Here is a 23,636-nt window from a genome sequence, read left to right as displayed (position 1 = left end):
AGAATCAAGATATGATTCTCTGCTTTTATCAGTACTAAATCTCAGCTTTTTGGTTGGCTCTCTATTTTATTTCCTGTAAATAGCCATCCATCCATTGACAGTTTTCCTGCGCCTTCAAACACCAATGCCAGAGCAATTCCAATAGCCAGGATATCAAACTGGCAGCCCTCTCCTTTTTGTGTTCCGAACCAGTTCATAAAGAAACCGTTTTCAATATGAGCAGTCAGCATTATTCCTGCCATTAATCCGATAAATGATAAAGCCCAAAATCTTGTACCTAACCCCAGAAGAAGCAGAAATGATCCCAAAAACTCAACCATTATTACGGTAAATGCAACTCCGGAAGGCAAATGCAGGCCATGGGTAAAAATATCCATTGTTTTGGTAAATCCCATTCCGCCGAACAGTCCAAATGTTTTCTGAAGTCCGTGAGGGATAAAAACGATGCTCAATGTCCATCTTAGAAAAGCCCCGGTCCATGTTTCATTTGTTTTAAAAAGTAATTGTTTCATAATAAGAATTAAATGATTAATAATGATGTCTTATATCCTTAGTTAAATAACCGGGCAGAAGCAAATATCCCGTAATTCTGCTTGCTTTCTTTAAAAGGTCCATAACTGTCAAAATTGGCTCCTGCTCCGAAAGTGATGAATTTATGACTCACTCCAAGTCTCAGCATCAGATAGCTGCGGGCGTGTTCACCATCCCTTATGGTTTCCGAGTACAATCCCTGAACCCTTGAATATAAGTTCCAGTTTTCACTGATTTTAGGTTTGTATTCAGCCATAATGAAACCTTCAGCAATACTGTTTTTGGAAAATCCAATACATCTTGGATTAACCACCAATAAAAAATCATTAAAATTTCGGGAATACATAAATCCGGCAGTAGGCCGGAAGCCTGTTGTTGGTGTATAGTGAGAACCGGCTACCAAACGGATGTCTTTGATAACCTCAAAGGTAATATTGGCCTGGATCATGGCATCTTTAGAATTATCCTCCGTCCATTTAGAAGAAATGTTGGCAACGCTGAAGAAACCCAGCTTTTTGCTTCCTTCAAATGTTTTATTGATCGTCATCTGCGAGGCAAAGCCTTTATTTCCGGCTAAAGCTTCAAATATAACGGGAGGATTGGAGCCATGGATATTATTCTGAGAATAAAACAGCAAGGGCATTAAACAGGCTGTTATAAATAGCATTTTTTTCATGTTTTAACCGTCATCAATTATACCAGCAAAATTCTGAAATACAATAGAATATGGTTAGAACAGATGAATCTGTTATCAGGACAGATCAATCCTTTTACGGTAATCAGAAGGACTTACACCACTGTGCTTCCTGAAAAAGCGTGAAAAATAGGAAACATCATCTACTCCCAGTGCAAAAGCAATTTCCGAAACAGAAAGATGAGACAGTGAAAGAAGAGCTTTGGCTTCCATTAATAAAGATTCATTAATGATTTCTGAGGCTGTTTTGCCCGTCACATTTTTTACAGATTTGTTCAGGTGATTGGGTGAAACACTGAGCAGGTCAGCATACTCTTTCACCGAATGCAGATTCTGGATCTCACTGGTGATCAGCTTACGGAAACGGAATACCAATGTTTCGTTGACAGAAAGGTTCGGGTGCGGAAGCTTTTCTATAAAATGCCGGATCTCGCCCAGTAAAGTAAAAAGATACAACCGGATAAGATCTAAACCTTGATTCTGATGATAAAGCGCCTCCATTTGCTGAAGGATAAGAAAGATTCTCTCACGATGTTCATCATCAAGAACCAGAGTAGGATTATAGATAATATCAGCATGGTTCAGGATATCCTGTAAATATTTCAGGCCGGGGCCTTCCGCAATGAATTCATTGGAAAAATGACAGTAAAAACCTTCCACATCGGAGGTATTATGAATGAACGTCCGGATCTTATGCGGAGGAAGCAGCATAATCATTCCTTTTTCCACTCCGTACAGGCTGGAACATACCATTTTTTCGATACTGCCGTTTGCGATAAAAATAAAATCATTGACGGTTTTGCGGTGTGGCTGTGAAGGGGTTTTAGCATCTTTAAGCACCTGTAACGGCTCTATAAAGAATTCATTCAGTTCTTTTCTTGCTGCACTTTTTTCAGTCCAGTCTATATCAAGGATCGGATTAAAATCATCAGGTTTATATTGAGGGATACGACTCATAAGAAATATTTAAACCAAATTAATAAATCTTTTTAAACATCCCGTTTTAAAAATCAGTTTACCCCAATTTCTTATCTTTTTTCTTGAATGCATAATACGTCATTGCTACACTTATCGCCATTAAAATAAATGCCAGGAAAAACGGAGCCCCTGAAAACTCAAAAGGAGCCTCATCATGGGTGAAATAATAAAACAGATTGGTCATCAATGGTGGTCCTATAATGGAAGTAGCACTCATTAAACTGGTTAATGCTCCCTGAAGTTCTCCCTGCTCGTTGGAAGGAACACTTTTCGTAATTACAGACTGCAATGCAGGTCCACAAATCCCCCCCAAACAGTAAGGAACCAAAAAAGCAAACATCATCCAGCCTTCTGTAGCAAAAGCAAACAGAAGCATTCCAATTGCATACAGGGCCAGGCCGTAGTAAATACTTTTCTGCTCACCAAGCCTTGGTGTTGTCCATCGTATAAGAACACCCTGTACCAAACCTACTAAAAGCCCGACTGCTCCTAATGAAATACCCACCATTCTTTCTGTCCAGCTAAATTTATACATGGTAAAAAAGCTCCAGTTACTCTGTACGGCATGGCCTGCAATATAAATTAAAATAAGGGCGACAATAAGTCCCGAAATTTCCGGGTGCTTACCTAAAAACTTAAATGAACCAATAGGATTAGCCCGTTTCCAGTCGAATTCTCTTCTTTTGTCTTTATCTAAACTTTCCGGCAGGATAAAATACCCGTAAAGGAAATTTAACAAACATAATCCGGCGGCGGCATAAAAAGGTACTCTGGCACCATAATGTCCCAGAACTCCACCCAATACCGGCCCGATAATAAATCCAAGACCAAATGCAGCTCCAATAAGCCCGAAGTTCTTGGCTCTGTCTTCATCTGTAGAAATATCGGCAATATAGGCACTGGCAGTTGTTACACTGGCTCCGGTAAGCCCGGCAATAATCCTTCCAAGGAAAAGCCACCAGATTGTGGGTGCAAGCGCCAGGAAAATATAATCAACTGCGAACCCGAACAGGGAAATCAGTATAATAGGTCTTCTTCCATATTTATCACTCAGGTTTCCTACCACCGGAGAAAAAATAAACTGGGTGAATGCATATGCAAAACCAAGCCAGCCACCATATTTTGCAGCTTCACTGATATCTGCATGGATAAGTTCCTCAATTAATTTGGGAACTACAGGAATAATAATTCCCCATCCTGTAATATCAATCAGTAAGGTTATAAATATGAAGCCAATGGCTGCTTTTTTCTTTGAGTTTTCCATAATGCTGCAAAATTAATCAAATCCGAAATATAATGGTTCTAAATTGTGAATTTTAGGGAAGTTGCGGGTTGCGAGTTCTGGGTTGCGAGTTGCGAGTTGAAAAGATTCGGGTTAAAGGTTACGGAATTTTTGACATCTGTAAATATAAGCTTAAACCCTGATCTCTGAATATTAAGTTTTTGAACCTGGAAATTAAATCCTGTAGCCTGTAACCCCTAACTCGAATCTTCGCAACTCGCACAAAAAAAGACCGCTTCTTTTGAAACGGCCTTTACTTATTTATTGTAGTTTATATTACTTTGAAGCAAGTACTTCTTTACTGGTAGTTGTTTTACCATGCACCCCCTCTTCTTTTCCTTTCTTAAGGAAATCGTAAGCGATGGCCGATGCAATAAAGATGGATGAATAAGTACCGAATCCAATACCGATCAACATGGCAAACATGAATCCTCTCAGGTTATCACCACCAAAGATGAAGATCGCCAGAATTACCAGGATTGTTGTAAATGAAGTGTTGAATGTTCTACCCAACGTACTTGAAATAGAGTCATCAAATAATCCAGCCAATGTTAAAGCTTTCTTCTCTCTTAAATATTCTCTAATTCTGTCGAAGATAATTACGGTATCATTGATTGAGTAACCTAATACGGTAAGGATCGCCGCAACGAAATCCTGGTTGATCTCCATATTGAACGGCATAAATTTATGAAGCAGTGAATAAGCTCCTAAAATAATTACCGCATCATGGAATAGAGCTACAACAGCACCCAATGAGAACTGCCACTTTCTAAATCTTAATAAGATATAGATGAAGATACCAGCCAAAGCAGCCACTACAGCAAGGATACCGTGAGTTTTGATATCATCAGCCACTGTAGGTCCTACTTTTTCAGAAGAAATGATTCCTGCGTGCTCTTTATCCGCAGATTTGAAATCGTGCAATGTGGTATTAGCAGGCAGGCTTGTTTTTAAGCCTTCATATAATTTTTGCTCTACAGTCTGGTCAGCTTTTAAAGACTCATCTTCAATAAGGTAATCTGTAGAGATTTTCAGTTGTCTGTCGTTTCCGAAGGTCTTAGCTTCAACAGAAGAGTTCTTACCGTCTTCAGTTTTGAATACTTTTACTAAGTTTTGCTCAATATCTTCCGCGTTAACGGCTTTGTCAAATCTTACCACATAGTTTCTACCTCCTGTAAAGTCGATTCCGTATTTGAAACCGTGGATAGCGATAGATGCGATACAAACTACCGTTAAAACAGCAGAAATGATATATGCATATTTTCTTTTCCCAATAAAATCGATCCATGTATTTCTGAACAGGTTCTTCGTTGGAGCTGTCCAAACGGAAAGGTGTTTTCCTTTGTTCAGTCTTGAGAAGATCATTACTCTTGAAAGTAATACGGAAGTAAAGAATGTCATTAATATACCAATTCCCAAAGTCAAAGCAAATCCTTTAATAGGACCTGTTCCGAATAGGAAAAGTACACCAGCCGTTAATAATGTTGTTAAGTGACCATCTACAATCGCGCTTAATGCATGTTTGAAACCGTCTTTATAGGCTTCTAAAATACTCTTGCCTGCGAATAATTCTTCTTTGGTTCTTTCGTAGATAATTACGTTCGTATCCACGGCCATGGCCATTGTAAGAACGATACCTGCGATACCAGGAAGTGTAAGTGTAAAGTCTCCGGAATCCATAATTCCGAAAATATAGAATAAGTTGATAATCATTGCAATTACAGCATATACACCTGCACCACCGTAATAGAAAATGATATAAACAATAATAATAAGGAATGCGATAGCAAATGAAATAACCCCTGCATTAATAGACTCCTGTCCTAATGAAGGTCCTACTACAGTAGCCTGAACTACTTTTGCACCTGCCGGTAATTTACCTGCTCCTAAAACGTCTACCAGTTCTTTGGCTTCTTCCTGAGAGAAGTTACCTGAGATCTGAGTTCTACCGTTTGGAATAGCATTAACAACGTTTGGCGCGGTATAAACTCTGCCATCCAATGTTACAGCAACTGGTTTACCTACGTTTTTCTCAGTTAATGTTTTCCATTCTTTAGCCCCTTTGGAATCCATCTGCATATCTACCACTACTCTGCTCAGCTCATCATAGCCAATGCTTGCAGTTTCAACAGCACCGTCTACCGGAGCTTTTTGATTGATGTTACCTCTGATTGCATACAGTACCAAGCTTTCAGCATCTGTAGCTTCAGGTTTGTAACCCCACATAAACTGGGTATATTTAATGTTTGCCGGACGTAATGACTGACCTACTTTGCTGTTCAGAATTTTGTTTACAGCAGCAGTATCCGAAAGTTTTACGCTTGCAACACCGTTTGCTCTTAATTTGTCAAGGTTTAAAAGATTCATGAAGTTGATATTCTTTGCAACTCCCATTGAATCACCTTTTATAGCCACCATTGTAGTCAATGTCTGGAAATATGGAGCCATTTCAGGAACCTGCTGTACTTCCCAGAACTGAAGTTTTGCGGAAGTCTGAAGCATTTTCTTCACCTTGTCGATGTCCTTCATACCAGGCATTTCAACAGAAATTCTTGCCGTACCAGGCACTCTCTGAACGTTTGGCTGCACAGCACCCATTTTATCGATTCTGGTTCTGATTACCTCGAAAGCTGTACCTACAGAAAGATCAATTCTTCTTTTGATAATACTTTTTACCTGATCATCAGAAGTGTTATACTTGATCTCTGATAAGTTGGTATTCCCGAAAAGCTCAGGATCAGCAAGCTTAAGGTTAGTGCCTTTTGCTTTGTTGATTGCCTCAAACTGATCGAAAAAGTTATCGATATAAGATTTTGTAGAATTCTTCTGAACTTCATCAGTCTTGTTTAAAGCCTCGATAAGAACCGGATTGGTAGAATAATTGGTTAAATCATTCACCAGGTCTCTCTGGTTGATTTCCAAAAGAACGTTGATCCCGCCTTTAAGGTCAAGACCAAGTTTCATTTCCTTGTCTTTGGCTTTAGTGTAATAAAGTTTTGTGAATCCCAGGTTCAAAGTATCCTTAGAAAGTTTTGCAATTTCTTTCTGATACTTTTCCGGATTGTCTCCTGCAACAGCAGTCGCCTGCTTTTCAATTTTGCTGGCATACCAGGTTGGTAATAGCTCATTTAAGCAAATTAACCCTAGTACAATAGCAACAATTGTAATAAGTCCTTTTCCTTGCATTTTGTTATAACTACGTTAAATTAAGTCGGCAAATATAATGATTTTATTATTATTTTATGAATTTTTTAACAGCAGAAATGGTTTATTTTCAGATATATCGGGGTTTTAACTTCTATTTAAGATTTAATAATTTTTCCTTCTTATTGTAATGAAATTTTCAAATTCCGATTGGTATAAAATTTTCATTCATTTATCAATACACTAAATATCAAAATATTATGAAAAAACTATTTTTTACTCTAAGCGTTTTTTCTTCTTTAATTGTTAATTCTCAAAGCATTAATTTAGTAGAATTCGCGTCCGGGCTTACCAGTCCCGTTGAAATTACGAATGCCAATGACACCCGACTGTTTGTTGTACAGCAGAACGGGATCATCAAAATCATCCAGCCCGGTGGAACGATCAATGGTGCTGACTTTTTAAATATCAGTTCCAAAGTGCTTTACGGAGGAGAAAGAGGCCTTCTTGGGCTTGCATTTCACCCCCAATATGCAACAAATGGATATTTCTTTGTGTATTACAACAATGCGACGAATGGAAATATTACGGTAGCAAGATATTCTGTAAACACAACCAATCCGGATATTGCAGATCCGACTTCTGAAAAGATCATTTTGAATATTCCAAAACCTTTTGACAACCACAACGGAGGAAGCATCCATTTTGCTCCTGACGGCAATCTCTGGATCGTTACAGGAGATGGCGGAAGCGGCGGAGATCCTAACAATAATGCCCAGAATATCAATTCACTTCTGGGAAAAATGCTAAGAATAGATGTGAATGCCACAGGACCGTATAATATTCCTCCCGGAAATCCTTTTGCCGGAAATCTGGTAACCGGAGCTGATGAAATCTGGGCTTACGGACTTAGAAATGCCTGGAAATTTTCGTTTGATACCAACACAGGGAATGCAATGATTGCTGATGTAGGACAGGGAGCCATCGAGGAAATCAACAGGATACCTGTTACGCAGTCAGGTGTAAATTACGGATGGCGGTGTTATGAAGGAAACAATGCATACAATACTGCCGGATGTGCAAGTATGTCGTCCATGACTTTTCCTGTAGCCGTTTATAACCATTCCGGGGGAAGGTGTTCTATCACCGGTGGTTATGTGTACAGGGGAAGCCAGTATCCTGCGCTTCAGGGAAAATATTTCTTTGCAGATTACTGTTCTGAACAAATCGGGTTTATGAATCCGGATAATTCCATTGTATGGAATTCGCCGAGTACGGGTAATAATTTTTCTACCTTCGGACAAAACTCCCAGAAAGAATTGTTTGTGGCGGCAGTGAACAGCGGGAAAATATTTAAAATCACAACCGGAGCTCTGGCAACGGATGAAACTTCCAACCTGAATTCTGTAACTATTCATCCCAATCCTGCTTCTGAAAAAGTTTTCGTTGAAGGACTTTCAGATATGAACAGTACGGCAGATCTTATCAGCACGGATGGAAAAACAGTTCTGGAAAAAGCAAAAATTGAATATGACGGAAGTGTTGATATTGCAGGAATTCCGCCGGGAGTTTATTATCTGATCATAAAATCAGGAGAACTGAAGTCTTACAGCCAGAAACTTATTATTAAATAGCATGACATATTTCAATTCTTTTCAATACAATTAATAAAAAAGCGGTTCAAATGATGAACCGCTTTTGCTTTTTATATCGTCATAGAGAAAATCCTTGTTTCCGGCTTATTCCTCATCATTCTGAGATCGAAAACCATGGCAACATTTCTCGTAAATGCTCTTCCTTTTTCTGTAATTTTGATCTGATTATCGTAGATTTCAACCAGTTCATCTTTTTCCATTTCTTCCAGCATTTCAAATGCATTTTCCAGTTCAGGGAAAAAGTTTTTGTCTGTAAAGGTGGTTTCAAGCTGGCACATCAGATTCAGGATATGCCTTCTTACGATAAGATCTTCATTATCAAGAATATGTCCTTTTACAACAGGGATTTCTCCTTCTTCCACCATTTTCTGGTATTCTTCCACCGTTTTTACGTTCTGGGCGAAGGCATACCAGGAATCTGAAATAGCGGACATTCCAAGACCTACCATCAATTGAGTCTTGCTTGAAGTATATCCCATAAAGTTCCTGTGAAGCTTTTTATGAATCAGGGATTGATAAAGATCGTCATGTTCAAGGGAAAAATGATCCATACCAACTTCAATATACCCCAATTCCTGAAGCAGCTTCTTCCCGTCTTCATATAGACGGCGCTTTTCTTCACCGCTCGGAAGGTCGTTTTCATCAAAGCCTCTCTGCCCTACCCCTTTTACCCACGGAACGTGTGCATAAGAATAGAAAGCAAGCCTGTCCGGTTTCAGCTCCATTGTTTTTCTGATCGTATATTCCATTGCCTCCCAGGTCTGATGCGGAAGCCCGAAAACAAGATCATGGCTGATGCCCCTGTATCCGATCTCTCTGGCCCATTCCGTAACGTCTTTTACATTTTCAAAAGGCTGGATTCTGTTAATTGCCTTCTGAACTTTAGGATCATAGTCCTGAACTCCAAAGCTTACTCTTCTAAAGCCCAGATCATATAAAGTCTGAAGATGTTCTTTCGTTGTATTGTTAGGATGTCCTTCAAAAGAAAATTCCGGATGTTCTGCTATCTCTACGGTTTCAAAGATACCCGTCAGTAATGTTTTTAAATTCTGAGGTGAAAAGAATGTAGGGGTACCGCCTCCAAGGTGAAGTTCTTTCAGCTTCGGTTTTTCTTCAAAAAGCTCAAGATAAAGTTTCCATTCTTTTAAAACGCTTTCCAGATAAGGAATTTCAACGCTGTGCTGCTTTGTGATCCGTTTGTGGCACGCACAGAATGTACATAATGCTTCACAGAAAGGCAGGTGAATATAAATAGAAATTCCCTCCTCTGCATTACTCTCATGAAAAGACCTGATCACGGTTTCCTTCCATTTCTCAGGCGAAAACGTAGTTTCATCCCAATAAGGAACGGTTGGATAAGATGTGTATCGTGGTCCGGGAATATTATACTTATCTATTAAAGAATTCATTTCAAAATTTAAAATATTATCGAATGATGAAATTTAGCTTAAGGAAATTTCATTCTGCAAAATTAACTATTACGAATGAATTTTAAACCATGAAATATATTAGCCTGTATTTTATAATGAGTCTAAATACGATTGTTAAAGGAATTCTTCAAATAATGATAAATTCTATCTATTAAATTTAAAATTTTAATTTCATGACTGATATCCTGTCTTTTCCTGCAAGAACTACAGTATTGCCATTCACCCAGCTGCAAACAAAAAATCCTTTTTCATCAGAAATTTTCTTCCAGGTTTTCCCGAAATCAGAAGAATAGCTGATGTGTTTATCTCCAACTGCTATAATTTCTTTTCCTTTTGATCCCGGCTTGATTTTCACACAGGTCGTATATCCCGCATTTTTTCCGGAAGCCTGAATCTGCCATGTTTTTCCGGCATCGTAGGTGGTTGCAATATTATTAATGCTTTCATCCTGTTTTGTATAATCTCCGCCAGCTGCAATCCCGAATTTATCATCATAAAAATCTATTGAATACATTCCCTGTGAAGATTCTCCCTGAATGAAAGGGGTTTCAAAAGCTTCCAGATTCTCCTTTTTCAGATCCATTCTTAAAATTCTTGATGTTTTCCCGCCCGTTGCAATCCATAAGAATTTTTTGGACGAAGCAATATTGGTATTACTGGCAGCAAAAGCAGCCTCACCGTTGTTCAGTTGTACATTATTCTTAAACATTGCCCATTTTCCGTTACGGTAAACAGCCAGCTTCAAGACATTATCCTTGTCCGCATCGCTGAAAGTGAAGGCCAGTTTATCATTCACAAAATGGAGGGCATCATAAAAAGCAGTTTTCACAGTATCCGTAAAAACGATCTCTGATTTCAGGTCTTTTTTATTGATTTTAAAAAAATGAGCGGGACTCTCAATATTAATGGCATAAAAAGCATTGTTATCCTGTGCCAGTGTTCTGAACTGCATTTTTTTATCAGAAAGAATAATCTGTTTCTGATTTTCCTGATTCTTAAGGTCTACAAAACCGAATTTTGAATCTGTTCCGCTGTACCAGACTTTATTGTTGTAGATTTCTAAGGCACGAATGCTTATTTTATCATTCAAAATAGTAGTAAAGCTCTCGATCTGCTGGGAAAACACAAATATTCCCAGACATAAAAACAGGATGGAAAAAGTTTTTTTCATAAGTAACAAAAATAAAAAATCCGCAGAATATCTGCGGATTGTAGTTTATATTTTAATCTAAGGTTTTTCCAAAGGCTCCTGTTCTGCTTTGAAAGTTTCTCCAAACTCACCATTCTGAAGTTTTGAGTGTTTTTTACTGTACAGGAAATAAACAAAGAACCCGATAATCAGCCATGCAAAAGAATACATTTGTGCTTCTTTACTAAGGTTAAAGATCAGATAAACATTGATTGCGATACCTAAGCAGGCAATAAGAGGCAAGGCAGGAACTTTAAAGTTTCTCTGTAAATTAGGTTCCTTTACTCTTAATACCCACACTGCCACACATACCATTGTAAATGCAAATAGTGTCCCGAAACTTGTCATATGTGCAAGATCATTGATTGGGGTAAGAGAAGCAATAACCGCAATTACTACCCCTAAAATAATAAGGTTTTTTGTAGGTACTCCCGTTTCAGGGTTCACTTTTGAAAAAGTAGCAGGAATTAATCCGTCTTTAGACATTCCTAAGAAGATTCTTGACTGTCCCATGATCATTACCATCAATACTGAGATTAATCCAACAGTAGCAGCAATGGTAATAATGTATCCGGCCCATGCATATCCGGCAATATCAAATGCATATGCTACAGGAGCTTTGATCGCATCCGGATATTTACCAAGCGGATTAAAATCTGTATAATGCATCATTCCCGTTAATACCAGAGAAACAAGGATATATAAAAGCGTACAGATGATCAACGAAGCGATGATGGCAAAAGGCACATCTTTTTTAGGGTTAATAGCCTCTCCCGCCTGTGTGGAAACAGCATCGAATCCTACATAAGCAAAGAAAATAGCCGATGCTCCTGCAACCACACCCGCCACACCGTAGGCGGAATGGGAAACTCCGTTTTCTGTAATAGTTGTAGCTTCAGGAATAAATGGAACCCAGTTTTTAAAAGGATCAGCAGAACCGAAAATAATAAAAGCCCCTGCAACAATTACAAAAATAATGGCAGAAACCTTAAGTACTACTATAAAATTATTGGCTTTTGCAGCTCCTTTGGTTCCTCTGACAAGGATGGAGATTACAAAAAATACAATAAGAAATGCAGGTAAGTTCATAGAAAATCCAGAGTTTCCTGCAGCAATATACGTCTGTGGGTCTGTTGTAAGATAATCCGGAAGATGAAGCCCGAACATTTTGAGGAGCTTCCCAAAATATCCCGACCAGGATACGGCGACGGTCATAGATCCCATTGCGTATTCCAGTATCAGCCCCCAGCCTATGATCCATGCAAAAATTTCACCTACCGTTCCATAAGCATAAGCATATGCTGATCCTTCTACAGGAAGAATGGAAGCAAATTCTGCATAACAAAGTGCTGCAAATACACAGGCTATCCCCGCAATTACGAATGAAAGCGCCAGTGCCGGCCCTGCATTATAATAAGCACCTGTTCCCGTAAGTACAAATATTCCTCCTCCAATGATCGCCCCGATTCCGATAGCAGTAAGGCTCCATTTTCCCAGAACGCGTTTCAGCTGGCTCTTTTTGATATCAGCTTCATAAGCGCTCATTGGTTTCTTAACCCAAATTTTAGACATGTTTTTTTATTTAATTAAAGATTTACGAAAATATAAAAATTTTACAAACCTTAACATTTATTGATAAACTTTAATGATTTATTTTATACAAAAAGTTTTAAAAAACTGATTTATACATTATTTAATTTATTTTCAAAACTGTTAATTTTTGCGTATTTTTGATCGCATGAATTTATATGATCTTTTCGTAAAACCTTATGAAAACTACAGTAGTATGCAAATCCTACTGGAAGCGAGCGGTGCATTTTTCGGAATTTTGAGTGTCTATTTTTCAATAAAAAAGAATATCTGGGTATACCCTACCGGCATCATTTCTACCCTGATCTATGTTTATATACTTTTCAATTTTGGACTGCTCGGCGACTGTATGATTAATGTTTATTATACTGCAATGAGTATTTACGGCTGGATCTTATGGTCCAAACATTCCGAAGACCATGTCCATGTAGAGGTAAGCTGGGCAACAAACAAAGAAAGAATGTTCGCGGGAGTTCTCTTTATCTTAAGCCTTGCACTGGTTACTCTTATTTATTATTATAAACCTTATATTGACAATAAATTTTCAATGGAGGGAGCCAACCTGGGATTGTATCATCTGGACTGGGCCAACTGGCTTGATGTAATTACAACTTCCATATTTTTAGTAGGAATGTGGTTTATGGCCAAACAACGCATTGAGAACTGGATTTTCTGGATTATCGGAGATCTTATTTGTATTCCTATGATGATTTTTAAGGAACTTGGAATCACTTCGGTTCAATATTTGGTATTTACAATAATGGCTATCTTAGGATACCTCAATTGGAAAAAAAGTTTAAAAGAAAAAAGTACAATAAAGTCATGAAAAATTTATTTAAAATAGCACTCAGTATTGTAGCTATAAGTAGTTTAACATCATGTTTGGCATATTCTGACGGGTATGCGAATAACGGCTACGGAGATCCATATTATAACAACGGAGCTTACTATGCTCCTTCAGGATATTACGGCGGAGGCGGTTATTATGGAAATGATGGCTATTATTACAGAAATGATGTCAATTATTATTATGATAACGGTGTTCCCTATTATTACTATAACAACGGAAATAACCGAAGAAAGGTATATGTGGAAAGAAGAACAACAGTAACTTCACAGAGACCTAATAACGGATTCCCTGCTACACGCAGCAATAACGGAAATAATTATAATAATAACGGGTACAGAGGAAACAATACAAGAAACAGCAGTACCAACGGAGGTTTCAGAAACTCTAATAGCAACAATAATTATAATAACAGCCAGAGACCACAAAGCAACCAGAACAGCGGAGGCTTCAGAAATCAAAGCGAAAGTTATCAGAACAATCAGGGAACCCAGAATAATCAGAACAGCGGAGGTTTCAGAAATTCACAACAGTATAACCAGAACCAGAATAACACTTCCAGCGGCGGGTTCAGAAACAGTACCGGCACTCAGCAAAACAGCGGTTCTACAAGACAGCAGTCCAGCGGAGGCGGATTTAGATAAAACGATTATAAATAAGGGAACGAACAGCTAACACTGTTCGTTTTTCATTTTAAATATATTAATTTTGCTCGTTAATTTTAGATAAAAAATATGGAATTCTATAAATATCAGGGTACTGGAAATGATTTTGTGATGATAGACAACCGGGATCTGCAATTCCCAAAGGAAAAAGACCTTATTAAAAAATTATGTGACAGACGTTTTGGAATTGGTGCAGACGGGCTTATCCTTCTTGAAAATGACAACACCTATGATTTCAAAATGGTATATTATAATTCTGACGGTGGCGAGAGTACCATGTGCGGAAATGGCGGAAGATGTCTTGTAGCCTTTGCTTTCTTCCTGGATATTTTTGAGGACAAATGCAAATTCATTGCCATAGATGGTGAACATGAAGCAGAAATCCATAACGGTATCATCAAATTAAAGATGATTGATGTGGATACCATCTCCGGTGACGGAGAAGACACGGTAATGAACACAGGATCCCCCCACTATGTAAAATATGTAGAAGATCTGGTAAATTATAACGTTTTTGCAAAAGGACACGGCATCAGAAATTCTGAAAATTATAAGGAAAACGGCATCAATGTAAATTTTGTAGAAAAAATTACAGATGATGAAATTTTCGTAAGAACCTATGAACGAGGCGTTGAGGACGAAACTTACAGCTGCGGAACAGGAGTTACGGCTTCTGCTTTAACTTTTCTGCAAAAACACAATCTAATCTCTGTAAAAGTTAAAACTTTGGGAGGCAATCTTAAGGTTCATGCTGAAAAAAACGGAAATTCTTTTCAAAACATTTGGCTTGAAGGTCCTGCAAAGCAAGTTTTTAGAGGTAAAACAGATCTTATTTAAAAACTAAACTTTTAATCAACTTTTTTAATAATGAAAAAAACTGTTCTCATTATCGCTCTCATTATCGTTGGAGCGGCAGGATTTTTTGGTTTAAGATATTATAACAGATATTATGGGAATAATGTGGAGAAAGACGGCTACGTACTCATTCCGCACAAATCGGATTTCAGGCAAATCCTTGATTCTGTAGCTCCTTATGTAAAAGATAAGGAAGCTTTTGAAGCTGTTGCCAGAGATAAGAACCTTGATAAATTCTTTAAACCGGGCCGGTACCATTTTCAGGCAGGAGCCGGAAACACCAATCTTGTGAATATGATCAAGGCCGGAAACCAATCTGAAAACAGCTTCAGAATAGGAGATTTCGGGGATGTGTACCAAATGATAGGTAAAGTAGCCAGGAAAACAGAGCTGGATTCTTTACATTTTGCCAACGACCTGAATCAGGTGGCCGTAGAGAAAGGCTATAAAAATGCAGAGGATTTAAAGAAATATTTTTTCATCGATACTTATAATTTCTTCTGGACCGTAAGTCCAAGAGAATTTTTCAAAAAGTTTGATGAGCAGTACAGTGAATTCTGGACCAGTGAAAGAAAGAACAAGGAACAGCAATCCGGCCTGACGAGAGACCAGATTTATGCGCTCGCTTCTATTGTTTACAAAGAATCAGGAGGAAAGAAGGATGAAATGAAAACAATTGCCGGGCTTTACCTGAACCGTTACAGAAAAGGAATGAAGCTTCAGTCTGATCCTACAGTCATTTATGCAATCAACAAGCAGACTAATTTCAAAGAACCGATTAAAAGAGTATTATACAAACATTTGTCTACTCCATCACCATATAATACCTATGCCAATGCCGGAATTCCTCCGGGGCCTATCTGTGTAGTGGATAAAAGTTCTGTAGATGCAGTTTTGAATGCTGAAAACAACAACTATATATTCATGTGTGCTGATCCTGCAAGGTTCGGCTACCATAAATTTACCGCCAGTGCAGAAGAGCATGCCATCAATGCAAAAGCTTACCAGGATTGGCTGAATTCAAAAAATATAAAATAACAAATAAATTTAACTTTCATTTAACAATACAATAATTAACTTTTAACACTTACACACGACTTATACATCTATAAATAAATACATAAATCGTAATATTCGAAATCAGGCCCAAATAATGATTTCATAATATTAAGACTTATACCTTTACGATTTTACACAAAAAATACCTTATGAATCAGACGGAAATTGTCAACATTTTCACAAAAAAAACGTTAGCACTTACTTTTGTACTTTCGGCAGCTGCCATGGCATTTGCCCAGGACAAAGCAGGCGTTACGGGAATGATTGTCAACAAAAACAACCAGCCGGTTCCCTATGCTTCTGTGACGTTCAGCAATAAAGCGAACAAAACTTTGAGCGATGCAGTACTTACCGATGAAAAGGGACAGTACAAACTGGAACTGGCACCTGGAAATTACGACATTACAGTAGAAGCCATCGACTACAAAAAAAGCATAGTCAATAAAAGCATTGCAGGCCCGGGAAATATTGGAGCTTTATCAATACAGCCGGAAGCCGCAACTACTCTTGATGGCAAAACTCAGGAAATACAGGGTGTAGTAATTACTGCAGCAGCCACAAAACCTTATAAAGTGGAGCTTGACAAGAAGACCTACGACCCTTCACAGGATATTGTAAGTAAAGGGGGAAATCTACAGGATGTTCTTACCAACGTTCCTTCTGTTTCTGTAGATACTGACGGTACTGTTTCCATGAGAGGAAGCTCCAATGTGAAATTCCTTATTAACGGAAAGCCTTCTGCTCTGCTCGGAATTGATGATGGTGCCAATGCGCTTCAAAGTATTCCTGCAGACCAGATCGACAGAATTGAGGTAATTACCAACCCTTCTTCTAAATTTGAAGCAAGCGGTACTGCGGGTATTTTGAATATTATTTTAAAGAAAAGCAAAAAGACGGGTTTTAACGGTAGTGTTATTGGAGCGTTAGGCTATCTTCCCCAAACCAGCCTGAATGCCAATCTTAACTGGAGAAAGGGAAATTTCACCTGGTTTTTAAATGGCGGAGGTGGTTACAGGGAATCCAAAAATACCAGTAGAAATAATGATGATTTTAACAATGCTATATTAGATGATGATTTGGTACAAAGAAACACCAACGCTGAAACTAAAAGTAAAAACAACAACTACAACGCTTCTGCAGGTATTGTTTATGATATTTCTGAAAAAACTTCAGTGAACGCATCAGGAACAGTAAGAACTTTTGACAGTGAAAATTTCGGAAATATTGATTATCGTTATACGCCTCTGAAAAATCCTTTTTATACCTCAAACAGAAATACTTTCGGAACAAACAACAACCTGGCTTTTCAGGGTGATTTTGGGTTAGATCATAAATTTGATGATAAAGGACAAAATTTATCATTATCATTAAGTTTACAGAGAAGCCGGTCATACAACGATACCAATATTGATGATACTATTGATAACTTGAAAGATATCATTAATCAAAATACAATCAACAAATCTGTTATTGGTAAAGCTGATTATGAGCTGCCTATTGGTGAGTATTCAAAATTAGAAGCAGGATACAGAATTGATATCAATACCAATGATTACAGCAATGATGTCCGTGAAAGCACCACAACAAAGCCATTAGATTTCCTTAAGCCATACACTTATGATGCAACATATAAAGAGACTTTTAATGCTTTTTATTTACAATTCAAAAGTAAAATCGGAAAATTAGGCTATCAGGTGGGTGTAAGAGATGAATTGTCGAATGTAGACATTAATTACCTAAGCCTTGATCCAAGCAAAAATGGGATTGTAACGACTAAAAATTATAATAACCTATTCCCAAGCGTATATTTAAGTTATGAATTCGCGAAGGATAATCAGCTGTTATTAAACTACACCAGAAGAATAGACCGCCCAAGATCATTCTTTATGATCCCTAACCCTAGTTATAATGATAACCAAAATATTTTTGACGGGAATATTGATCTTAATCCATCATATGTAGACTCTTTTGAATTTGGGTACAGCATTTCAAAAAAGAAATTTACGATTAACCCTACACTGTATTACAGACATCAGACTGATGACACAAAAATGTTAGTGTATAATATTTTGGCTACAGATGAAAATGGAGTTATTATTGATCCGAAGCGTATAGAATCTCACACAAAACCAATTAACCTGGGTACAGATGACCGTTTCGGTTTGGATTTAAACTTCAACTGGGATGCAACAAGTTGGTTGAAATTCTTAGGAAATGTAGACCTGTTCGGTTATAATACAAAAGGCAGCACACTATATGACACCTTTGATAAAAATGGAAATCCTATTCAGGCTGTTGCTGATTTTAATGGTAAGGGCTTTTCTACAAGAGCAAGACTTTCTTCTACGTTTAAAGTGGATAAAACATTCAGTTTCCAGCTGCAGGGATTCTACAGAGGGGGCCAGAAAACGGCTTATCAGGATAGAAAAGATATGTACGCCATCAGTTTCGGTGCTTCTAAAACCATTTGGAAAGGCGACGGAACTTTAGCATTCAACGTTCAGGATATTTTCAATACCAGAGCAATGAGATCTACAACATATACAGCCAATAGCGTAAGAGATTCTTATATGCAATGGCAGCCAAGGCAATTCTCAGTTTCTCTGACTTACAGATTCAAACAGGGTGAGAAGGTAGAACAGCCTAAAAAGAAAAAGGATATTAACTCCAATGCAAGTGGCGACGATCAGCAGGCCCCAATGTAATACAAATAAAAAATCCCGAAAAATATTTTCGGGATTTTTTTTATTTTACGGCTTCAGCCCTTTCTAACTTTTCTTTTTCAGCTTCATAGATTCTTCTTCTAAGGTCGCTGGTAGAAAACCTGTGATCTCTTTTGTTATAAAAGATCTCAATTCCTTTCTCTTCACAGTATTGTTTACCTGTAAAATCACGGTTCATATAATCGTCTCCTATAATTCTTACATCAATTACAAATGATTTCAAAATATCGAGAAGGTCTTCTTCCGTGTAATAAGGAATGATCTCGTCTACAGCATTTACAGCCTTTAACTGAATGTATCTTTCTACAATACTCTGGCTGGGTCTGTTCTTATTCGGGCGATCGTGCGAAGGATCAACCTGAAGCCCTACAATTAAGTAATCACATACCGTTTTAGCTTCTTCAAGCATTTTAATGTGTCCTGCATGCAGCAGATCGAATGAGGAAAATGTAATACCTATTTTTTGTGTTTTCATAATAGTGTCAATTAAAATTCCACGATAACCATTGATTGGCTATTGCAGAAAAATTTATAATCTTTTTAAATTCTTCTTTAGTTGTTCCTTGAATCAAGATACTCCTGCCATTTCCAGACTGTTCTCAAAGATTCTTCCAATGAAGTTTCAGATTTCCAGTGAAGCTCTTTTTCAGCTTTATCAGCATTGGCATAGGCAATGGTAATATCTCCTTCTCTTCTGGGACAAATCTGGTAAGAAACCTTCACATCATTAGCTGTTTCAAAAGCTTTCACCACATCCAATACAGATGAGCCTTTTCCTGTTCCCAGATTAAATATATCAATTACAGGTTCATCACTGCTCTGCAATAATTTTTTAAGGGCACTTACGTGGGCTTTAGCCAGGTCAACAACATAAATATAATCACGGATCGCTGTTCCGTCTTCCGTATCATAATCGTCACCCCAGATACTTAGCTTCTCACGGATTCCTGCTGCTGTTTGAGTAACATAGGGAATTAAATTATTAGGAACTCCCAGTGGAAGTTCACCCAATTTTCCTGATGGGTGTGCCCCGATTGGATTGAAATACCTTAAAAGAGAAATTTTTCTGTTGTAAGCTTTTGCAAAATCAATCAGGATTTCTTCTCCCATCTGTTTTGTTTTCCCGTAAACACTTTCAGGCATCTTCAAGGGTGTGTTTTCATCAATCGGCATTTTATCTGCCTGTCCGTACACCGTGCACGAAGAACTGAAAATAAAATTGGAAATTCCTCTTTCTTTAAATTCCTGAAGAATATTAATAAGAGAAAATAAATTGTTTTCATAATAGTCTACCGGTTTCACCTGACTCTCTCCCACTGCCTTGGAAGCTGCAAAATTAATGCACCCCTCAATTTTATGAGCATCAAAAACCTGTGTAAGGAGTTCTCTTCTCTTTAAATCGAAAGGATAAAAAACGGGCTTCTTACCTGCAATTTCTTCTATATTATTTAAAATAAACCTTTCTGAATTGGATAAATCGTCCACAATAACCACCTCAAAGCCGTTGTTTATCAGTTCTACTACTGTGTGGGAACCTATATATCCTAGTCCTCCTGTAACAAGTATTGCCATTTTTTTGTTTAATATTTTTAATCGTTGTGTTTTCCTAAATTTTCAATATTCTCATATTGTACTTGTCTATACTTATATTTATTGATAAGTATAATTAAAAATGAAAAAGTACAAATAAGCCCAGCTAATATTAGATAATCGGATAATGGAGTATCTTTTTCCGTAGTCTCAAAAACCTGTATTAGCATTGATGCCAAAAACAATGTGACAACAAATCCATAAAATATATTCAGGATTCTTATACTTTTTGATGACTTTATTAAAACCATTATCAAGCTTACAAAACTTAATAAGCAAATTAGTAAAGCCAAGACAAATACAAAATATTCTCCCGGAGAAGTGTTATCGTGTTCACTTTTAAAGAGATTATATGTATCAAAAGCTCCAAAACCAAATAGCAAAAGAGAAAAGAAGTTGAATATGATAACAACAACTTTCACTATTTTATACTTGAAAACTTTTTTTTCCATCTTATTTCATAAACTCCAATACAGCATCCGTAATATACTTCAACTGCTCTTCGTCCAATTCGGTATGCATCGGCAAAGAAATTACCTGATCCAAAAGCTTATCCGTATTCACAAAATCGGCATCGTTACTTTCCTGATAGTATGCTTTCTGTTTTCTCAACGCCACCGGATAATAAATCATCGCAGGAATTTCTTTTTCTGTAAGGAATTTTTGAAGTTCATTACGTTTTCCGTTCAGGATTCTTAAAGTATATTGATGAAATACGTGTGTTGAGCTTTCTGATCTTTTCGGAGTAAGGATATCTGCATTCCCAGCAAAAGCTTCATCATAATAATCCGCCGCCTTTCTTCTTGCCTCGTTGTAAGAATCCAGATGAGGAAGTTTTTTTCTTAAAACTGCGGCCTGAATACTATCCAATCTTGAATTCACTCCCACCTCATCATGATAATATCTCTCATACATTCCATGATTCACAATTCCTCTCAAACGGTGTGCCAGTTCATCGTTATTGGTAAAAATAGCTCCACCATCACCATAACAGCCTAAATTTTTAGATGGGAAAAATGAAGTAGTTCCCACGGTTGCCATTGTTCCGGCATATTTTTCTGTTCCGTCTGCAAATGTATACTGTGCTCCAATGGCCTGCGCATTGTCTTCAATAACATAAAGATTGTGCTCTTCCGCAATTTTCAGGATCTCTTCCATATTGGCACACTGCCCGAAGATATGCACCGGAATAATTGCCTTTGTTTTTGGAGTGATTGCTTTTTTAATTTCCTCCGTAGAAATTGTGAATGTATCGTAATCTACATCTACCAGTACTGATTTCAGTTTAAGCAAATGAATAACTTCTACTGTAGCAGCAAAAGTAAAATCTGCAGTGATCACCTCATCCCCTTCTTTAAGGTCTAAAGCCATCAGTGCAATCTGCAAAGCATCCGTTCCGTTTGCACACGGGATCACATGCTTTACATCTAAATAAGACTCCAATTCATTCTGGAAAGACTTTACTTCGGGGCCGTTGATAAAAGCCGCGGAATCCATTACATTTAAAACTGCATTATCTACATCATTCTTTATTTTGTAATACTGACTTTGTAAGTCAACCATCTGAATTTTTTTCATAAATAAATATTTGTGTAAAAATAAGGAATTTAAAATCCTATCAAAAATTTTATTGATTTTGTTTTATCTTTATAAAAAATAAGTTTATGAAAAAACTTTTACTCTTTTGTCTTCTAGCGGGTTACTCAGCAGTAAATGCACAGACGGAGCTTGTTTTTGTTTATTTTACAGGCAAACCGAATAAAGCAGCTTTTTATGCTAATCCACTTTCAGAACTGACTCAAAAATCCCTTAACAGACGTACTTCGCTGGGCATTACATTAAATGATCAGGATGCCCCTATCGAACCATCTTATATCCAGAATCTTCAGAACCTGGGCTTTACCGTTACAGATTATTCCAAATGGCTTAACGGAGCGGCTGTAAATGCAACCCCGGCACAGATTACAATACTACAGGCACAGCCTTATGTACAGTCGGTAGGGCGTTTTGCAAAAAATGCCACTTCTATTCCTAAAACAACACATGAAAATAAATGGAATACCTCATCTGAGACTCAAAAGACACAAACTGTTTTTGATTACGGGTCGGGTTCTGCACAGATCGACCAGATCAATATAAGGCCTCTTCATCTTGCCGGATTTACCGGAACAGGAATTTCAATTGCGGTTATCGATGCCGGTTTTCCTTATGTAGATACCGGCTCTGCTTTTGAAAGGCTACGCAGCAACAACCATATCAAAGCCGTTTATGATTTTGTGACCAAGACAACCAATGTGTACAGTACTTCTATCAGCAATCATGGTTCTGCTGTGCTGGGAGCAATCGGAGGCTATATCGAAAATACATTTGTAGGATCTGCTCCGGATGCTGATTTTTATCTTTACCGCAGCGAAAATGCCGTTGGTGAAATTCCGGAAGAAGAATTATACTGGATAGAAGCGGCTGAAGAAGCAGACAGAAAAGGTGTTGATATCATTACATCCTCCCTTGGATACAATGTTTTTGATGATTCCCGGTACAGTTATACCTATTCGGATATGAACGGAACCACTTCTTTTATTGCCAGAGCCGCTGAAATAGCTGCCAACAAAGGAATTTTTGTTCTTGCAGCAGCAGGAAATTCAGGATTACAGCCGTGGCATTACATTATGACTCCTGCAGATAACGCTAAGGTATTCACTATAGGATCAGTGGATTCAGCAGGAAGCTCTTCAGGATTTTCTTCTTACGGTCCTAATTCACTTGGCGTGGTAAAGCCTGATGGAAGTGCAAGGGGAACTGCATCTGCAACGGTTACCAACAGTACTTTAGCCTCAGTGAACGGAACATCTATTGCAACACCAATTGCAGCAGGCGGTGTAGCTTGTTTCATTCAGGCTTTTCCTTCGATGGAAAGGGAACAGATGAGAACAAAATTACGGCAGACAGCCTCACTTTATCCAGGTCACACCGATCAGATGGGCTATGGTATCCTTAATTTTGGAAACCTTTACAATCAGGTATTGAATACTTCTGAAATTGTAAAAAAAGAAAAATTTGCCATTTTCCCAAACCCTGTCACCAATATTTTGAATGTTGCTTCTGAAGCTGAAATTTTGTCATTGGAAGTTTATGATAATTTAGGAAAGCTAATCAGAAAAATTAACGGACAACAATCCATAAAAGTGGAAGATTTTCCGAAAGGAACCTATTATCTTAAAATTCAGGCAAAGAATAATGTTTTTTATGATAAGTTTATCAAGGAATAAATATAAATTCCTGTAATTATTAATTGAGATGCTTCGGCTTCGCTCAGCATGACATAGCTACAAATATGCTGTTAAATAAAACAGTTAGTATTAGAAATGTCATGCTGAGCGTAGTCGAAGCATCTTTAATTTTAA

The 23,636-nt window shown here is 37.6% G+C and carries 19 protein-coding genes; 7 read left to right on the top strand and 12 right to left on the bottom strand.

Going from position 1 to position 23,636, the window contains the following annotated elements; genetic code table 11:
- Positions 1-41: 41 nt before the first annotated feature.
- The 5 genes from HNP36_RS03105 to secD form a co-directional block, all read right to left on the bottom strand.
- Positions 42-512 (bottom strand): DoxX family protein, encoded by a 471-nt coding sequence (locus HNP36_RS03105; RefSeq protein WP_184160519.1) that lies wholly within the window; start codon positions 510-512, stop codon positions 42-44.
- Between the two features lie 38 nt (positions 513-550).
- Complete coding sequence (locus tag HNP36_RS03100) at positions 551-1,207, bottom strand: hypothetical protein (protein ID WP_228456227.1); 657 nt, start codon at positions 1,205-1,207, stop codon at positions 551-553.
- A 75-nt stretch (positions 1,208-1,282) separates the two neighbouring features.
- A complete protein-coding gene (locus tag HNP36_RS03095) occupies positions 1,283-2,182 on the bottom strand; it encodes a helix-turn-helix domain-containing protein (protein ID WP_184160521.1) in 900 nt (299 codons plus the stop codon).
- A 58-nt stretch (positions 2,183-2,240) separates the two neighbouring features.
- The gene (locus HNP36_RS03090) at positions 2,241-3,467 is read right to left on the bottom strand and encodes a TCR/Tet family MFS transporter (RefSeq protein WP_184160523.1); all 1,227 of its coding nucleotides are present in this window, start codon (positions 3,465-3,467) and stop codon (positions 2,241-2,243) included.
- 294 nt (positions 3,468-3,761) lie between these two features.
- The gene (secD, locus tag HNP36_RS03085) at positions 3,762-6,671 is read right to left on the bottom strand and encodes a protein translocase subunit SecD (RefSeq protein WP_184160525.1); all 2,910 of its coding nucleotides are present in this window, start codon (positions 6,669-6,671) and stop codon (positions 3,762-3,764) included.
- Positions 6,672-6,889: 218 nt separating this feature from the next.
- Between secD and HNP36_RS03080 the strand changes: the two genes are divergently transcribed.
- On the top strand, positions 6,890-8,263 hold the full coding sequence (locus HNP36_RS03080; RefSeq protein WP_184160527.1) for a PQQ-dependent sugar dehydrogenase: 1,374 nt from the start codon (positions 6,890-6,892) through the stop codon (positions 8,261-8,263).
- A gap of 71 nt (positions 8,264-8,334) precedes the next feature.
- On the opposite strand, the gene hemN is transcribed toward HNP36_RS03080, so the two are convergent.
- From hemN to HNP36_RS03065, 3 genes are all read right to left on the bottom strand, one after another.
- Positions 8,335-9,693, bottom strand: a complete 1,359-nt coding sequence (gene hemN / locus HNP36_RS03075) for an oxygen-independent coproporphyrinogen III oxidase (protein ID WP_184160529.1) — start codon at positions 9,691-9,693, stop codon at positions 8,335-8,337.
- A gap of 178 nt (positions 9,694-9,871) precedes the next feature.
- Positions 9,872-10,885 carry a WD40/YVTN/BNR-like repeat-containing protein gene (locus tag HNP36_RS03070; protein WP_184160531.1) on the bottom strand — a complete coding sequence of 338 codons (1,014 nt, stop codon included), beginning with the start codon at positions 10,883-10,885 and terminating at the stop codon, positions 9,872-9,874.
- Positions 10,886-10,942: 57 nt separating this feature from the next.
- On the bottom strand, positions 10,943-12,475 hold the full coding sequence (locus HNP36_RS03065; protein WP_184160533.1) for an APC family permease: 1,533 nt from the start codon (positions 12,473-12,475) through the stop codon (positions 10,943-10,945).
- Positions 12,476-12,641: 166 nt separating this feature from the next.
- Between HNP36_RS03065 and pnuC the strand changes: the two genes are divergently transcribed.
- From pnuC to HNP36_RS03040, 5 genes are all read left to right on the top strand, one after another.
- Positions 12,642-13,319, top strand: coding sequence for a nicotinamide riboside transporter PnuC (pnuC, locus tag HNP36_RS03060; protein ID WP_184160535.1), 678 nt, complete (start codon positions 12,642-12,644; stop codon positions 13,317-13,319).
- Positions 13,316-13,984, top strand: coding sequence for a hypothetical protein (locus HNP36_RS03055; RefSeq protein WP_184160537.1), 669 nt, complete (start codon positions 13,316-13,318; stop codon positions 13,982-13,984). The genes pnuC and HNP36_RS03055 overlap by 4 nt, the downstream gene beginning before the upstream one ends.
- A 90-nt stretch (positions 13,985-14,074) precedes the next feature.
- Complete coding sequence (gene dapF, locus HNP36_RS03050) at positions 14,075-14,842, top strand: diaminopimelate epimerase (RefSeq protein ID WP_184160539.1); 768 nt, start codon at positions 14,075-14,077, stop codon at positions 14,840-14,842.
- 30 nt (positions 14,843-14,872) lie between these two features.
- Positions 14,873-15,898, top strand: a complete 1,026-nt coding sequence (gene mltG, locus HNP36_RS03045; protein ID WP_184160541.1) for an endolytic transglycosylase MltG — start codon at positions 14,873-14,875, stop codon at positions 15,896-15,898.
- Positions 15,899-16,068: 170 nt separating this feature from the next.
- Positions 16,069-18,624, top strand: a complete 2,556-nt coding sequence (locus HNP36_RS03040) for a TonB-dependent receptor domain-containing protein (protein ID WP_184160543.1) — start codon at positions 16,069-16,071, stop codon at positions 18,622-18,624.
- A gap of 40 nt (positions 18,625-18,664) precedes the next feature.
- Here the strand turns inward: HNP36_RS03040 and HNP36_RS03035 are convergent, their stop codons facing one another.
- The 4 genes from HNP36_RS03035 to HNP36_RS03020 all read right to left on the bottom strand — a co-directional run bounded on the left by HNP36_RS03035 (position 18,665) and on the right by HNP36_RS03020 (position 21,810).
- The gene (locus HNP36_RS03035; protein WP_184160546.1) at positions 18,665-19,117 is read right to left on the bottom strand and encodes an adenylyltransferase/cytidyltransferase family protein; all 453 of its coding nucleotides are present in this window, start codon (positions 19,115-19,117) and stop codon (positions 18,665-18,667) included.
- A gap of 77 nt (positions 19,118-19,194) precedes the next feature.
- Positions 19,195-20,214, bottom strand: coding sequence for a UDP-glucose 4-epimerase GalE (gene galE, locus HNP36_RS03030; protein WP_184160548.1), 1,020 nt, complete (start codon positions 20,212-20,214; stop codon positions 19,195-19,197).
- A gap of 17 nt (positions 20,215-20,231) precedes the next feature.
- Positions 20,232-20,684 (bottom strand): hypothetical protein, encoded by a 453-nt coding sequence (locus tag HNP36_RS03025; RefSeq protein ID WP_184160550.1) that lies wholly within the window; start codon positions 20,682-20,684, stop codon positions 20,232-20,234.
- A 1-nt stretch (position 20,685) separates the two neighbouring features.
- Positions 20,686-21,810, bottom strand: a complete 1,125-nt coding sequence (locus HNP36_RS03020) for a DegT/DnrJ/EryC1/StrS family aminotransferase (protein WP_184160552.1) — start codon at positions 21,808-21,810, stop codon at positions 20,686-20,688.
- A gap of 86 nt (positions 21,811-21,896) precedes the next feature.
- Between HNP36_RS03020 and HNP36_RS03015 the strand changes: the two genes are divergently transcribed.
- Positions 21,897-23,501 carry a S8/S53 family peptidase gene (locus HNP36_RS03015; protein WP_184160554.1) on the top strand — a complete coding sequence of 535 codons (1,605 nt, stop codon included), beginning with the start codon at positions 21,897-21,899 and terminating at the stop codon, positions 23,499-23,501.
- Positions 23,502-23,636: the final 135 nt, after the last annotated feature.

The sequence above is a fragment of the Chryseobacterium shigense genome (genome assembly GCF_014207845.1).
Lineage (GTDB): Bacteria > Bacteroidota > Bacteroidia > Flavobacteriales > Weeksellaceae > Chryseobacterium > Chryseobacterium shigense_A.
This window is presented reverse-complemented; position numbering and strand designations above follow the sequence as displayed.